Source organism: Pseudomonas sp. FP2294, assembly GCF_030687625.1.
Taxonomy (GTDB): Bacteria; Pseudomonadota; Gammaproteobacteria; order Pseudomonadales; family Pseudomonadaceae; genus Aquipseudomonas; species Aquipseudomonas shahriarae.
This window is the reverse complement of record NZ_CP117441.1, coordinates 442078-456985: the sequence shown is the minus strand read 5'-3', so window position 1 is coordinate 456985 and position 14908 is coordinate 442078. Positions and strand designations below refer to the sequence as shown.

Here is a 14908-nt window from a genome sequence, read left to right as displayed (position 1 = left end):
AATTCACCGTGGAAGCCAGGGTTATCCTGGCGCGCAGCCCCGATTTCACGGGTCAGGCCACGCTGTGGAGCCTTAGTGACTGCATTTACGCCATCTGGTTCCTGAATCCATTCCAATCCGCGCAGGATGCGACAAAAACGCGCACCCCCTCAAGACTTTAGTCGTACGTCCGATAGGTCATGCTTACCCCGCCTCAAAGCCGCACGGATCGCGCCTCTCCCAGGACCACTGCATGTCTCTTCGTAATATGAATATCGCGCCGCGCGCGTTTCTCGGCTTCGCGTGCATTGGTGCGCTGATGTTGTTTCTCGGTGTTTTTGCGCTGAATCAGATGGGCAAGATCCGGGGTGCCACCGAAGACATCACCCTGAGCAGCGTGCCGAGCATTCGCGCCCTCGACGACTTCACCCAACTGACCCTGCGCCTGCGTGTGTTGTCCTACCGCCTACTGACCAACCGCGAGCCGGAGGTGCAACAAAAGACCCTGGAAGCCTTTGAACTGCGTAACCAGCAGATTCGGACAGCCCAGAGCGTGTATGAAAAGCTGATCGACAGCCGCGAGGAACGCTCGGCCTACGACGATTATGTGCGCCTGCTGGGCCAGTACCGGCAGATCGAAGAGCGGATGAAGAGCCTGTCGCGCAACAATCAGATCGAAGAGCTGCGCACCTTGCTCAACACCGAACTGCTGAGCAACTCCGAGGCAGTCAACGCGGTCCTGACGCGTCTGCTGGACATCAACAATTCGATGGCCAACGACAGCAACCAGAAAGCCGCCGAGCAATATGATTCGGCCTTCGAGCTGGTGGTCGCCCTGCTGGTGCTGGCCACGGCGCTGACCATGCTATTTGCCTGGCTGCTGACCCGCAGCATCACCCTGCCCATCGCCCAGGCCCTGGACGCGGCCGAGAAGATTGCCGAGGGCAACCTGACCCAGCCGATCAAGGTCGATGGCGATGACGAAGCCGGCCGCCTGTTGCGCGCGATGAATAAAATGCAGGAGAAATTGCGCGACACCCTGCAGCGCATTTCCGGCTCGGCCACCCAACTGGCCTCGGCTGCCGAAGAACTGAACGCCGTCACCGATGAAAGCGCCCGTGGCCTGACCCAACAGAACAACGAGATCGAGCAGGCGGCCACCGCCGTCAACGAGATGACCAGCGCCGTCGAAGAAGTGGCGCGCAATGCCGTCAGCACTTCCGAAGCCTCGAAAAACGCCACCGCCTCGGCCGGCGATGGCCGCGACCTGGTGCAGGAAACCGTCAGCGCGATTGAGCGCATGAGCGGCGATGTGCAGGGCACCGCCACGCTGATCGGCGCCCTGGCCGAAGAGTCGCGGGATATCGGCAAGGTATTGGATGTGATTCGCGGCCTGGCCGACCAGACCAACCTGCTGGCCCTGAACGCCGCCATCGAAGCCGCGCGCGCCGGGGAAGCCGGGCGCGGGTTTGCCGTGGTTGCCGATGAAGTACGGGCCCTGGCCCATCGTACCCAGCAATCGACCAGTGAAATCGAGCGGATGATCGGCAGTATCCAGGCCGGCACCGAACAGGCAGTGGATTCGATGCGCAACAGCACCGAGCGCGCCGAATCGACGCTCAATATCGCCAAAGGCGCGGGGATGTCCCTGGATACCATCAATAGCGCAATTATCGAGATCAACGAGCGCAACCTGGTGATCGCCAGCGCCGCAGAAGAGCAGGCGCAGGTCGCGCGGGAAGTGGACCGCAACCTGGTGAACATCCGCGACTTGTCGGTGCAGTCGGCCACGGGCGCCAGCCAGACCAGTGCGGCGAGCAGTGAGTTGTCGCGCCTGGCGGTGGATTTGAATGGGATGGTAGGCAGATTCCGTCTCTAACAGACACTGCATCATAAATGTGGGGGCTTGCCTGCTCCCACATTGGTTCTGCGTAAACCTGAAAAGCTTTTTGACAGCGCAGCAATTCAACAGGTTAGAATCGCTGGCACGCAGACTGCATGGTCAGTCTGCGCCCGCCTTATTTTCGGAGTACTGCCTTTGAATGCGACGACCATCAACAGCCTGTTCTTGATCGGCGCGTTGCTGGTAGGTGCGAGCATTCTGGTGAGTTCTCTTTCGTCCCGCCTGGGGATCCCGATCCTGGTGATCATCCTGGCCGTGGGCATGCTGGCCGGCGTCGATGGCGGCGGGATCATTTTCGATAACTACCCAACCGCTTACCTGGTGGGCAACCTGGCATTGGCAGTGATCCTGCTCGATGGCGGCTTGCGGACCCGGGTCGCGAGTTTTCGCGTGGCACTGTGGCCAGCCCTGTCGCTGGCGACCGTGGGGGTGTTGATAACCACCGGCCTCACCGGTATGGCGGCGGCCTGGCTGTTCGACCTCAATATCATCCAGGGCCTGCTGATCGGCGCCATCGTCGGCTCCACCGATGCCGCCGCCGTGTTCTCGCTGCTGGGCGGCAAGGGCCTGAACGAACGGGTCAGTGCCAGCCTGGAAATCGAATCCGGCAGCAACGACCCGATGGCGGTGTTCCTCACCGTGACCCTGATCGACATGCTTGCCAGCGGCCAGACCGGCTTGCACTGGAGCCTGTTGACCCACCTGATCCGCGAGTTCGGCATCGGCGGCATTATCGGCCTGGGCGGCGGCTGGTTGATGCTGCAACTGGTCAACCGGATCAACCTGGCCAACGGTCTGTATCCGATCCTGGTGATCGCCGGCGGCCTGTTCGTCTTCGCCCTGACCAACGCCTTGCACGGCAGCGGCTTCCTCGCCGTGTACCTGTGCGGCCTGGTGATCGGCAACCGCCCGGTACGCAGCCGCCACGGCATCCTGCATATGCTCGACGGCATGGCCTGGCTGGCGCAGATCGGCATGTTCCTGGTGCTGGGCCTGCTGGTCACGCCCCATGACCTGCTGCCCATCGCCCTGCCGGCCCTGGGCCTGGCACTGTGGATGATCCTGTTTGCGCGGCCGCTGTCGGTGGCCGTCGGCCTGCTGCCGTTCAAGGCCTTCCATGGCCGCGAAAAAGTGTTTATCGCCTGGGTCGGCCTGCGCGGCGCGGTGCCGATCATTCTCGCGGTGTTCCCGTTGATGGCCGGCCTGCCCCACGCCCAGCTGTATTTCAACCTGGCGTTCTTTATTGTGCTGGTGTCGTTGCTGGTGCAAGGCACCAGCCTGCCGTGGGTCGCCAAACTCTTGAAAGTGACGGTACCACCCGAGCCTGCGCCGATTTCCCGGGCAGCCCTGGAAGTGCACGTCACCAGCGAGTGGGAGCTGTTCGTCTACCGCCTGGGGGCGGAGAAATGGTGCATCGGCGCGGCCCTGCGCGAGCTGAAAATGCCCGAAGGCACACGGATCGCCGCGCTGTTTCGTGGCCAGCAACTGCTCCATCCGTCGGGTAGTACGGTGCTGGAAGCCGATGACCTGCTGTGCGTGATCGGCCATGAACACAACCTCGCCGCCCTCGGCAAGCTGTTCAGCCAGGCACCACAACGGGGCCTGGACCTGCGCTTCTTCGGCGACTTCGTGCTGGAGGGCGACGCCCAGCTGGGCGCGGTTTCGGCGCTGTACGGGCTCAAGCTCGACGGCATCGACCCGGACATGCCACTGAGCAGCTTTATTACCCAGAAAGTCGGTGGCGCCCCGGTTGTCGGCGACCAGGTGGAGTGGAACAACACCATTTGGACGGTTGCCGTGATGGACGGGAACAAGATCGGCAAAGTCGGCGTCAGATTCCCCGAAGGAAGTCGCCCGGGGCCCGGATTCTTCCTCTAAACTGCGGGGCGACGATGCGCCAGTGGCCATCAGCACGCCCCCTATTCTTCATCTTGTTCGATCGGTCTCTATGACATTCCTGCGCACTTTTTTAGCCACTGCCCTGCTCGGTCTGACCCTCTGCGTCAGCCCCGTATATGCCGCCGCCCCGCCAAGCATCGAGAGCGTGCAACAGACCCTGGACAAGCTGCCTGACCGCAAACTGCCCGACGCCGACATGAAGGCGCTGCAAAATGTGTTGCAGCAGACCCTGACCCTGCTGGGCAACAAGCAGGATTACGAGCAACGCCTGACTGACCTCAAGCGTCAGCTCGAAGGCGCGCCCCGCCAGACCACGGAAAACTCCCGTGAACTGGCCCGCCTCAAAAGCACCAAAGTGGTGCCTGTGGCCCAGCGCTACGCCAGCCTGCCGGTGCCCCAGCTCGAACAACTGCTGGTGCAGCGCAGCACCCAGCAGGGCGACCTGCAAAAGGAGTTGGCCGACGCCAACAGCCTGAGCATCGCCGCCCAGACCCGCCCCGAGCGCGCCCAGACCGAAATCAGCAAGAGCCAGACGCGCATCCAGCAGATCAATGGCATCCTCAAGGCCGGCAAGGACAATGGCAAACCCCTCAACGGCGACCAGCGCAACCTGCTGAACGCCGAACTGGCGGCGCTCAATGCCTTGATCCCGCTGCGCCGCCAGGAGCTGGCGGGCAACAGCCAGTTGCAAGACCTGGGCAACAGCCAGCATGACCTGGCGGTGGAAAAAACCACGCGCCTGGAGCAGGAAATCCAGGACCTGCAAACCCTGATCAACCAGAAACGCCTGGCCCAGTCCCAGGAAACCGTGACCCAGCAGTCCATCGAAGCGCAGAAGGCCGGCGGCAGCAGCCTGCTGACCACGGAAAGCGCGGCCAACCTGAAACTGTCCGACTACCTGCTCAGAAGCACCGACCGGCTCAACGAGCTGACCCAAGAGAACCTGAAAACCAAGCAGTTGCTGGACAGCATGACCCAGAGCGATTCGGCCCTGGACGAGCAGATCAACGTGCTCAAGGGCAGCCTGCTGCTGTCGAAAATTCTCTATCAACAGAAACAGGCCTTGCCGCGCCTGAAGGTCGACCGGGATCTGGCGGACGATATCGCCAACATTCGCCTGTACCAGTTCGAGGTCAACCAGCAGCGCGAACTGATCAACTCGCCGAGTGCCTACGTCGATAACTTGCTGGCCAACCAGCCCGAAGACCAGGTCACCCCGCAATTGCGCCGCACCCTGCTGGAACTGGCCGTGACCCGCAGCGACCTGCTCGAGCGCCTGAGCCGGGAACTGAGCGCACTGCTCAACGAATCCATCACCCTGCAACTGAACCAGAAACAGCTGCTCAGCACCGCCGCCAGCCTGCGCGCGACCCTCGACGAACAGATGTTCTGGATCCCCAGCAACAAACCGCTGGACGTCGAATGGCTGGAAGCCGTGCCCACCCGCCTGGAAAAACAGGTCAACACCCTGCCCTGGGCCTCCAGCCTCAGCGAACTGTATGACGGCCTGACCCAGCGCCCGCTGCTGTTCTTGCCCCTGCTGCTGTTGATCGGCGCCCTGCTATGGCGACGTAACAACCTGTACGAGCGGCTGAAAAAAATCCATATGGATATCGGTCACTTCAAACGTGACAGCCAGTGGCACACCCCGATCGCCATTCTGGTGAATATCCTGCTGGCCTTGCCGGTGACCCTCGGCCTGGCGCTGTGTGGCTACGCCCTGCAAATCGATGCCCGTGGGCAGAACGCCAACCTGGGCATGGCCCTGGTACAGATCGCCCAGGCGTGGTTAGTGTTCTACACCGCCTATCGCATCCTGGCGCCGGGCGGTGTGGCCGAACTGCATTTCCGCTGGGAAAAACCCCAGGTCGAATTCCTCCAGGGCTGGATCCGCAAACTGGGGCTGGTGGTGTTGGCGCTGGTGGCCGTGGTGTCCATCGCCGAACATCAGCCGGCGGCCCTGGCCAACGATGTGCTGGGGATCGCTGTGGTCCTGACCTGCTACGGGCTGATGGCCTGGCTGCTCAGTCGCCTGTTGCTCAATAGCCCGACCCATGAAAAGGCCTCGCTGTTTCGCAAGGTGGTCGGCGTGGCGTTTACCGCGCTGCCCATCGCGCTGTTTATTGCCGTGTGTTTTGGCTACTACTACACCGCGCTCAAACTCAGCGACCGCCTGATCAACACCCTGTACCTGCTGATGTTCTGGCTGGTGATCGAAGCCACCTTCGTCCGTGGCCTGGGTGTGGCCGCACGGCGCCTGGCCTACTCCCGGGCACTGGCCAAGCGCCAGGCGGCCAAGGAAGCCGGCGACGGCGAAGTGGTGATTGAGGAACCGACCCTGGATATCGAGCAGGTCAACGAGCAGTCCATGCGCCTGATTCGCCTGGCCTTGCTCGGCGGCTTTATCGCGGCGCTGTACTGGGTCTGGTCAGACCTGATCTCGGTGTTCTCCTACCTGGACAACATCACCCTCTACGAGTACACCAGCGGCACCGGCGCCAATATCAGCATGGTGCCCATCAGCATCGGCGACATGCTCGGCGCACTGATCATCATCGGCATCACCTTCGCCCTGGCGCGCAACCTGCCGGGCCTGCTGGAAGTGCTGGTGCTGTCCAAACTCGACCTGGCCCAGGGCAGTGCCTATGCCACCACCACCTTGCTGTCGTATGTGATTGCCGGTGTGGGCTTTGTGTCGACCCTGTCGACCCTCGGGGTCAGCTGGGACAAGTTGCAATGGCTGGTGGCCGCGCTGTCGGTGGGCCTGGGTTTCGGCATGCAGGAGATCTTCGCCAACTTTATCTCCGGCATCATGATCCTGTTCGAGCGCCCGGTGCGCATCGGCGACACCATTACCATCGGCAACCTGTCGGGGACGGTGAGCAAGATCCGCATCCGCGCCACCACCATCACCGACTTCGACCGCAAGGACATCATTGTCCCGAACAAAACCTTTATCACCGGGCAGTTGATCAACTGGTCGCTGACCGACACCATCACCCGGGTGACCCTCAAGCTTGGCGTGGACTACGGCTCCGATCTGGACCTGGTGAAGGAATTGTTGCTCAAGGCCGCCAGGGATAACCCACGGGTACTGAAAGACCCGGAACCCCTTGTGTACTTCCTGAACTTCGGCGAAAGCACCCTCGACCACGAATTGCGCATGCATGTACGCGATCTGGGCGACCGCAACCCGGTGATTGATGAGGTCAACCGCTTTATCAACCGTGAGTTCAAGAAGCAGAGCATCAACATTTCGTTCCGTCAGATGGAGATTTACCTGAAAAACCTGCACGGCCAGGAATACAAGCTGGTGGAAGTCGAACCCGTGAGCAAGCCGGCGAATGACGGCTCGCCACAACCCACACCGCCGGCCAAACTCGACTAACCGCGCTATCCCCAGCAGAATGCTCGGACATTCTGCTGGAGATGGCCGGTGAAAGCCCTCGACGACCTGACCTTCGACAACCGCTTCGCCCGCCTGGGCGATGGTTTCTCAACCCACGTATTGCCCGAGCCCATCGACGAGCCACGGCTGGTGGTGGCGAGCAACGCCGCCATGGCCCTGCTGGACCTCGACCCGGCCGTGGCCGACACGCCGGTGTTCGCCGAACTGTTCGGCGGCCACACGCTGTGGGCCGAGGCCGAACCGCGGGCGATGGTCTATTCCGGGCATCAGTTTGGCTCTTACAACCCGCAACTGGGGGACGGCCGCGGCTTGCTGCTGGGCGAGGTGTATAACGCGGCGGGCGAGCACTGGGACTTGCACCTCAAGGGCGCCGGGCAAACGCCTTACTCGCGCATGGGCGATGGCCGCGCGGTGCTGCGTTCGTCGATCCGCGAGTTTCTCGCCTCCGAAGCCTTGCACGCCCTGGGCATCCCCAGCAGCCGCGCCCTGTGCGTGATCGGCTCCGACACCCCGGTATGGCGCGAGAAGCAGGAACGCGCGGCCATGGTGCTGCGCCTGGCGCCGAGCCATATCCGCTTTGGGCACTTCGAATACTTCTACTACACCCAGAAAACCGAGCTGCACCAACAACTGGCCGAGCATGTGCTGAAGCTGCACTTTGCCCAATGCCAGGAGCAACCCGAGCCCTACCTGGCAATGTTCCGCGAGATCGTCGAGCGCAATGCCGAGCTGATCGCCAAGTGGCAGGCCTACGGGTTTTGCCATGGGGTGATGAACACCGACAATATGTCGATCCTGGGGATTACCTTCGACTTCGGGCCGTTTGCCTTCCTCGATGACTTCGACGCCCACTTCATCTGCAACCACTCCGATCACGAAGGCCGCTATTCCTTCAGCAACCAGGTGCCCATCGGCCAGTGGAACCTCAGCGCCCTGGCCCAGGCGCTGACGCCATACATCAGCGTTGAAGCCCTGCGCGAGACCCTGGGCCTGTACCTGCCGCTGTACCAGGCCCATTACCTGGACCTGATGCGCCGCCGCCTGGGCCTGACCACCGCCGAGGACGATGACCAGAAACTGGTGGAGCGCCTGCTGCAACTGATGCAGAACAGTGGCGTGGACTACACCTTGTTTTTCCGCCATCTGGGCGACGAATCCGCCGCACTGGCCGTGGCGCGCCTGCGTGATGACTTTGTCGACCGCGCGGGCTTCGATGCCTGGGCCGACGAGTACAAGGCCCGGGTTGAGCGCGACGGTACTGGCAGCGAGGCAGAACGCCGCGAGCGCATGCACGCGGTCAACCCGCTGTATATCCTGCGCAACTACCTGGCACAAAACGCCATCACCGCCGCCGAGTCAGGCGACTACAGTGAAGTGCGAAGACTGCATGAGGTGTTGAGCACGCCATTTGAAGAACAGCCGGGGATGGAACAGTACGCGCAGCGGCCGCCCGATTGGGGCAAGCATTTGGAGATCAGTTGCTCGTCCTAACCCTGCTCAATGAATACGCTCATTTCCGGTCATTCCTTCCACTTGCCGTTATCGCATCTTGCTATGAGCGTTAGTCCCGGGATCAAATTATCGCAGTATGCGATAAGCGCTCAGCAGACCAGTGGTGGTATCTCATACCTGCGTAGGCAGCCTGGATACGCCGTCAAACATGTGCACAGGCAAAAATGTGAGCCCGTGCGTCGCTACCGCCTAACCTTGATAATCTTGGCCCTGGCTCCAAATAGTGTTCATTGGCAACGTCAACGGAACCCCATCATGTCCGATTCTCTTGTAATCCCCTGCCCACACTGCAACGGCCTCAACCGCATCCCCCACGAACGCCTGGGCGATGCCCCGAAGTGCGGGCGCTGCAAGCAGCCGATGTTGCTGAGCAAACCGTTTGAATTGAACCAGGGCGATTATTCCAGCCAGATCAAGGGCGATTTACCGCTACTGGTGGACGTGTGGGCCGCGTGGTGCGGGCCGTGCAAGGCGTTTGCGCCGGTGTTTGAACAGGCCGCCGGGCAGTTGGCCGGCAAGTGCCGGCTGGCCAAGCTCGATAGCGAGGCCAACCAGCAGCTTTCGGCACAATTGGGGATTCGCTCGATTCCCAGCCTGATCCTATTCAAGAACGGCCGGGAAGTAGCGCGCCAGAGCGGGGCGTTTCCGTTACCGCAACTGATGAGCTGGTTGCGTAGCCAAGGGGTGTAACCCCAGATGACAGTGGGTCAGTTGATGCCTCTGCAAGCTGGCCCCCCCTGATCGCAGGCAAGCCAGCTCCCACATTGAGCGTGTTCACTCTTCAGATCAGGCGTTTTCCAGCAAGTTATGCAGCTCCACAAACTGCAGGGTCAGTTTGTGGCGCGGGTCCAGGTGGATCAGCGGTTTGCTTTCCTGATGGGACTCGCGCATGCGCACCGAGCTGGCCAGGTACACCGGCAGCACCGGCAGGCCTTCGGCAATCAACTCGTCCAGCATCTTCTGCGGCAGGCTCGCGCGGGCCTGGAACTGGTTGACCACGATGCCTTCCACTTCGAGGCCTTCGTTGTGGTCCTCCTTGAGTTCTTCGATTTCCGCCAGCAGGCCATACAGCGCCTGCCGTGAGAAGCTGTCGCAGTCGAAAGGGATCAACACACGATCAGCGGCGATCAGCGCCGAAACCGCATAGAAGTTCAGGGCCGGCGGCGTATCCAGGTAAATCCGGTCGTAATCCTCGGACAATTCATCCAACAGCTTTCGCAACTTGTTGATCTTGTGCTTGGCCTCGAGCTTGGGCTGCAGGTCCGCCAGCTCTGCGGTGGCAGTGATGACATGCAGGTTGTCGAAGGGGGTTTCGTAGATATCCACCTGGTTTTTCTTCGAAAACGGCCCGGAAGACAGGGTCTGCTTGAAGAAGTCGGCAATACCCATGGGAATATCGTCGCCCGTCAGCCCCGTCAGGTACTGGGTCGAGTTGGCCTGGGCATCGAGGTCCACCAACAGGGTTCGATAGCCTTCACTGGCACTGACCGCCGCCAGGTTGCAGGCGATGCTGGATTTGCCAACGCCGCCTTTTTGATTGAACACCACGCGCCGCATGGAAAAACCTCCGTGTATCAATGAATGCCCGAGTGTAGAGGGCAAAAGCGCCCGCTCGCTACCTTGATCAAGCTTGTACTACAGCATCTGGGGATGGATCCCGCATAACTATCTCGTAACACGCCAACCAATACAGAGTTACCTGACACCAGACACCCGTAGCCATTGGCGGACAATCACTGATCCTTTTTCGCCGACTTTGTAATATCTCGTGAACAATTCTTTACCAAAGTTTGCTAGAACCCCACAGCACCGGGATAATGCGCGCCACTCGGCCATCGCGCCATGTCCCGTCGCGGCGGGGCAATTTGCAGCACAAGGAAGCCCGCAGGGGCGGGAAATCTTCTCAGTGATCAACTTCAACATCGCCCAATGGCGTGCCTGGGCCCCTGGGCTCGACAGCGAGGATGCCTGGCGCGACTGGTGCCATGCCAAGGTGTTGCTCGCCCAAAGCGATGCCGCGCCCGATGTGTCGTTCCTGCCGGCCATGCAGCGCCGGCGCCTGAGCCGCCTGGCGCGGATGGCCTTCAGCGTCGGCTGGCCATTGGCCGAAGGTTTGCAGGATCTGCCGCTGGTGTTTGTTTCACGTCACGGCGAAACCCCACGCACCCTGGATATTCTCAGCGACCTGGCCAATGACCAGCCCCTGTCGCCCACCCAGTTCAGCCTGTCGGTGCACAACGCGGTAATTGGCCTGTGGTCGATCCTGCGCAATGAAACCAGCGAAATGACTGCCCTGGCAGCCGCGGGCGACGGCCTGGAGCACGGCATGCTCGAGGCCGCCGCCCTGCTCAACGAGGGCGCGCCGGCGGTATTGCTGGTGATTACCGAAGAGCAGCCACCTCCAGCCTACGCACGCTGGATCGACGACGTGCCGTTCCCCTACGCCCTGGGCCTGCTGCTGACCCCAGGCGACGAATGGCAACTGGCGCTGCACACCGCGACTGTCCAACCTGCCAAGACCCAGTGGCCCCATGCCCTGAACCTGCTGTGCGCCCTGCTTACCGAGCAGGGGGCCTGCCAACATGCCTGGAAGAACCGAGTATGGAACTGGCAACGCAAACCCTGACCGACAAGCCCCGGGACGCCTATTACTGGCGCCTGTTCGCCACGGCCGCCAGCTTCGTGCTGTTCGGCCTGGGCGGCCTGTGCCTGCGCCTGCTGGTGTTTCCCCTGCTCAGTTGCCTGCCGGGGGATGCGCAGCAGCATCAGCGACGTGCGCGCCTGACCATCGGCCGCCTGTTCTGGTTCTTTATCAACATGATGTACCGCGCCGGCATTCTCACCTACAGCGTCGAGGGTGCCGAAAAACTCGGGCGCCCCGGGCAGATGATCATCGCCAACCACCCGTCGCTGATCGACGTCGTCGTGCTGATCGGCCTGGTGCGCGATGCCAATTGCGTGGTCAAGCAAAGCCTGTGGCATAACCCTTTCACCCGTGGCCCGGTGAGCGATGCCGGCTATATCAGCAATGACGGCAGCATCGACATGCTCGATGCCGCCGCAGGCGCCCTGAGGGGCGGCCAGACCCTGATTATCTTTCCCGAAGGCACCCGCACCGTACCGGGCAAAGCCCCGGCCTTTCATCGCGGGGCCGCCGCCATCGCCCTGCGCGGTGCGACAATCATCACCCCCGTGGTGCTCAAGGTCAGCCCGACCACGCTGACCAAGGCCGAGCCCTGGTATCGCATCCCCCACCGCCGCTTTCACTTCAGTTTGCAGGTGGGTGCCGATATAGACCCACAGGTGTTTGCCTCACAAGGGCCAGCGCCTCAGGCCTCACGCAAGCTCAACGATTACCTGCATCACTATTTCATTAAGGAGCTCGCCGAAGATGAGCAACCCAAACAGCCTTGAGCACGAAATCAAAACCCTGATCATCGAGGCCCTGGGCCTGGAAGATATCGACGCCTGCGACATTGGCAGCGAGCAACCCCTGTTCGGCGAAGGCCTGGGCCTGGATTCGGTAGACGCCCTGGAACTGGGCCTGGCGATCCAGAAAAAGTACGGCATCAAGATCGACGCCGACGCCAAGGACACCCGCAATCACTTTATCAACGTGGCCAGCCTCGCGGCGTTCGTCACGGCCAGACAGGCAGCTTGAGACCCAACCATGCAAACTCGTGACGATATCTTCAACACCCTGCGCGACGCCCTGGTGGAACTGTTTGAACTGGACCCGGCACGGGTCACTCTCGACGCCAACCTGTACCAGGACCTGGAAATCGACAGCATCGATGCCGTGGACCTGATCGACCATATCAAGCGCCAGACCGGCAAGAAAATCGCCGCCGAAGAGTTCAAGGCCGTGCGTACGGTCAATGACGTGGTCGAGGCGGTCTACCGCCTGGTCCAACCGGCCGCATGAGCCGGCTGATCGGCCTTGGCCTGTTGCTGGTAGGGCTGCTGTACCCTTTTGCGGTGTATTACGGCACGGAGCATTTCGCTCCGTGGCAATTCGGCCTGCTGCTGGCCAGCCTGTGGTTGCTGCGCGCGCTGACCGGCCCGCGACGCCCTGGCAGTGGCTGGATGGCGGCGGCTGCAATTGTGTTTTGCCTGCTGCTGGCCTGGTTCGACAACCCGCAACTGCTGCGCTGGTACCCGAGCCTGGTCAGCGTGTTCATGCTGGCGCTGTTCGGCCTGAGCCTGAAATACGGCCCGCCGATGGTCGAGCGCCTGGCGCGCCTGAGCGATCCGCAATTGCCCGAAAAGGCCATTGCGTACACACGCCAGGTCACCGTGGCATGGAGTGTGTTTTTCTTGTGTAACGGCCTGCTCGCCGCCGCGCTCACCCTGTGGGCACCGCTGAGCTGGTGGACGTTGTACAACGGTCTGATCGCCTATGGCTTGATGGGGCTGTTGTTTGCCGTGGAATGGCTGATACGACAAAGGGTTCGAGGCCGCGTATGAATTGGGTCAATCTTGAGCATCTGTTGCTTGAGCCTGTGGAACTGCGTTTGGTCACTACCGAACCGTCGATGAATCACGCGCAACTGTGCGAGCGGGCCCTGAGCCTGGCGTCCGGCCTGCAAGCCCGTGGCATCCAGCGCCTGGCGGTGCACCTGAACGACGCCGGCGAGCTGGCGATCGCCTTGCTGGGCGCCTGGCAGGCCGGGGTCAGCGTGTTGCTGCCCGCCGACCTGCAACCCCAGACCCGCCAACGCTGGGCCGCTGATGTTGACGCCTGGCTGACCGAAGCGGGCGACCTTGACGCGCTCTACCAGCCCGCAGTTGCCGCCGCCGCCCTTGACCTGGATACCTGCCAGTTGAGCCTGTGCACCTCCGGCTCCAGCGGCGAGCCCAAGCGCATCGACAAAACCCTGCGCCAACTGGCCAATGAGGTCCAGGCCCTGGAAGCCTTGTGGGGCGCCGACCTGGGCCAGGCCTGCATCATCGGCAGCGTCGCCACCCAGCATATCTACGGCCTGCTGTTCCGCGTGCTGTGGCCGCTGTGCGCTGGGCGCACGTTTGTGCGTGAGCAACTGCCGTTCCCCGAAGACTTGCAGCGCGTCAGCCGCCAGCACCCGCACTTTGCCTGGGTGGCCAGCCCGGCCCTGCTCAAGCGCATGGGCGACAATCTTGACTGGGCCGCCTTGAGCACGGTCAAGCGCGTGTTCTCCTCCGGTGGCGCACTGCCCGCCGACGCGGCCGACAGTCTGCATCAACGCCTGCAGCAGTGGCCGACGGAGATCCTCGGCAGCTCGGAAACCGGCGGCATTGCCTGGCGCCAGGGCCACTCGCCGTGGCAGCCGTTTGCCGATGTGCAACTGAGCCAGGATGCCGACGGCACCTTGCGCATTGCCTCGCCGTACCTGCCAGCGGGGCATGTCGAGCAGACTGCCGATGCCGCCCAGATCCACGCCGACGGGCGCTTCGAACTGCTCGGGCGCCTGGATCGGATCGTCAAGCTGGAAGAAAAACGCATCTCCCTGCCGATGCTCGAACAAGCCCTGGCGGATCACGCCTGGGTCGCCGAAGCGCGCCTGGGCGTGGTCCAGGAAAACCGCGCGTCCCTCGGCGCCCTGGTGGTGCTCAGTGGCGACGGCCTGCACGCCTTGCGCAACCAAGGCCGACGGACCGTCACCCAAACCCTGCGCCAACACCTGAGCCAGCATTGCGAAGCCCTGGCCCTGCCCCGCCGCTGGCGCCTGTTGCGGCAGTTGCCGCTCAACCCCCAGGGCAAGCTGCCCCAGGCGCAAATCGAAGCCCTGCTGCAGGCGCCGCGCCCCAAGGCGCCGGACGTCCTGGCGCAGGTCGAAAGCGACGGCGAATGGACCCTGCAACTGAGCATTCCGCCGGACCTGGCCTACTTCAGCGGCCACTTCCCCCACACCCCGGTGCTGCCGGGGGTTGTGCAGGTGGAATGGGCGTTCAATCTGGGCCAGCAACTGCTCGATCTCCCGCCGACCTTTGCCGGCATGGAAGTGCTCAAATTCCAGCAACTGGTGCGCCCGGGCGATGTGGTCGAGTTGCACCTGCGTTTTGATCGCGAGCGGGGCAAGTTGTATTTCGCTTATCGCAATGACAGTGCGGCGTGTTCCAGCGGGCGGGTTTTGCTGGAGAATTCTCATGCATAGGTTGGGTGAGCGCTGCGCGCTCAATCGCGGGCAAGCCCGCTCCCACAATGGATACACATTCCCAATGTGGGA

General features: G+C 62.2%; 12 protein-coding genes. 11 read left to right on the top strand and 1 reads right to left on the bottom strand.

Annotated features, from left to right (window positions below; genetic code table 11):
- The first annotated feature begins 232 nt into the window (after positions 1 to 232).
- The 5 genes from PSH73_RS01975 (at position 233) to trxC (ending at position 9392) form a co-directional block, all read left to right on the top strand.
- Entirely contained in the window at positions 233 to 1858 is a 1626-nt protein-coding gene (locus PSH73_RS01975; RefSeq protein WP_057958105.1) for a methyl-accepting chemotaxis protein, read from the top strand.
- Between the two features lie 159 nt (positions 1859 to 2017).
- The gene (locus PSH73_RS01970; protein ID WP_057958104.1) at positions 2018 to 3760 is read left to right on the top strand and encodes a potassium/proton antiporter; all 1743 of its coding nucleotides are present in this window, start codon (positions 2018 to 2020) and stop codon (positions 3758 to 3760) included.
- Positions 3761 to 3830: 70 nt separating this feature from the next.
- Complete coding sequence (gene mscK / locus PSH73_RS01965) at positions 3831 to 7169, top strand: mechanosensitive channel MscK (RefSeq protein ID WP_120731346.1); 3339 nt, start codon at positions 3831 to 3833, stop codon at positions 7167 to 7169.
- 48 nt (positions 7170 to 7217) lie between these two features.
- On the top strand, positions 7218 to 8681 hold the full coding sequence (gene selO, locus PSH73_RS01960; RefSeq protein ID WP_057958102.1) for a protein adenylyltransferase SelO: 1464 nt from the start codon (positions 7218 to 7220) through the stop codon (positions 8679 to 8681).
- 276 nt (positions 8682 to 8957) lie between these two features.
- Entirely contained in the window at positions 8958 to 9392 is a 435-nt protein-coding gene (trxC, locus tag PSH73_RS01955; RefSeq protein ID WP_057958101.1) for a thioredoxin TrxC, read from the top strand.
- Between the two features lie 96 nt (positions 9393 to 9488).
- Here the strand turns inward: trxC and PSH73_RS01950 are convergent, their stop codons facing one another.
- Positions 9489 to 10259, bottom strand: coding sequence for a ParA family protein (locus PSH73_RS01950; RefSeq protein ID WP_057958100.1), 771 nt, complete (start codon positions 10257 to 10259; stop codon positions 9489 to 9491).
- A 349-nt stretch (positions 10260 to 10608) separates the two neighbouring features.
- Here PSH73_RS01950 and PSH73_RS01945 point away from each other — a divergent pair, with 349 nt between their 5' ends.
- From PSH73_RS01945 to PSH73_RS01920, 6 genes are read left to right on the top strand one after another with little or no spacing between them, the layout of a single operon-like run.
- Positions 10609 to 11328, top strand: a complete 720-nt coding sequence (locus tag PSH73_RS01945) for a beta-ketoacyl synthase chain length factor (protein WP_057958099.1) — start codon at positions 10609 to 10611, stop codon at positions 11326 to 11328.
- A complete protein-coding gene (locus PSH73_RS01940; protein WP_057437274.1) occupies positions 11304 to 12116 on the top strand; it encodes a 1-acyl-sn-glycerol-3-phosphate acyltransferase in 813 nt (270 codons plus the stop codon). Before PSH73_RS01945 ends, PSH73_RS01940 begins: the two co-directional genes overlap by 25 nt.
- Positions 12094 to 12363: a phosphopantetheine-binding protein gene (locus tag PSH73_RS01935; RefSeq protein ID WP_057958098.1), complete on the top strand. Its 270-nt coding sequence runs from the start codon at positions 12094 to 12096 to the stop codon at positions 12361 to 12363. Before PSH73_RS01940 ends, PSH73_RS01935 begins: the two co-directional genes overlap by 23 nt.
- Positions 12364 to 12372: 9 nt before the next feature.
- Positions 12373 to 12627: an acyl carrier protein gene (locus tag PSH73_RS01930; protein ID WP_032862153.1), complete on the top strand. Its 255-nt coding sequence runs from the start codon at positions 12373 to 12375 to the stop codon at positions 12625 to 12627.
- Positions 12624 to 13169, top strand: a complete 546-nt coding sequence (locus PSH73_RS01925) for a hypothetical protein (RefSeq protein ID WP_057958097.1) — start codon at positions 12624 to 12626, stop codon at positions 13167 to 13169. Before PSH73_RS01930 ends, PSH73_RS01925 begins: the two co-directional genes overlap by 4 nt.
- On the top strand, positions 13166 to 14836 hold the full coding sequence (locus PSH73_RS01920) for an acyl-CoA synthetase family protein (protein WP_305461839.1): 1671 nt from the start codon (positions 13166 to 13168) through the stop codon (positions 14834 to 14836). Before PSH73_RS01925 ends, PSH73_RS01920 begins: the two co-directional genes overlap by 4 nt.
- Positions 14837 to 14908: the final 72 nt, after the last annotated feature.

Coding starts and splice junctions, on each gene's coding strand:
- PSH73_RS01975 (WP_057958105.1), top strand. CDS start 233: ATGTCTCTTCGTAATATGAATATCGCGCCGCGCGCGTTTCTCGGCTTC.
- mscK (WP_120731346.1), top strand. CDS start 3,831: ATGACATTCCTGCGCACTTTTTTAGCCACTGCCCTGCTCGGTCTGACC.
- trxC (WP_057958101.1), top strand. CDS start 8,958: ATGTCCGATTCTCTTGTAATCCCCTGCCCACACTGCAACGGCCTCAAC.
- PSH73_RS01950 (WP_057958100.1), bottom strand. CDS start 10,259: ATGCGGCGCGTGGTGTTCAATCAAAAAGGCGGCGTTGGCAAATCCAGC.
- PSH73_RS01940 (WP_057437274.1), top strand. CDS start 11,304: ATGGAACTGGCAACGCAAACCCTGACCGACAAGCCCCGGGACGCCTAT.
- PSH73_RS01935 (WP_057958098.1), top strand. CDS start 12,094: ATGAGCAACCCAAACAGCCTTGAGCACGAAATCAAAACCCTGATCATC.
- PSH73_RS01930 (WP_032862153.1), top strand. CDS start 12,373: ATGCAAACTCGTGACGATATCTTCAACACCCTGCGCGACGCCCTGGTG.
- PSH73_RS01925 (WP_057958097.1), top strand. CDS start 12,624: ATGAGCCGGCTGATCGGCCTTGGCCTGTTGCTGGTAGGGCTGCTGTAC.
- PSH73_RS01920 (WP_305461839.1), top strand. CDS start 13,166: ATGAATTGGGTCAATCTTGAGCATCTGTTGCTTGAGCCTGTGGAACTG.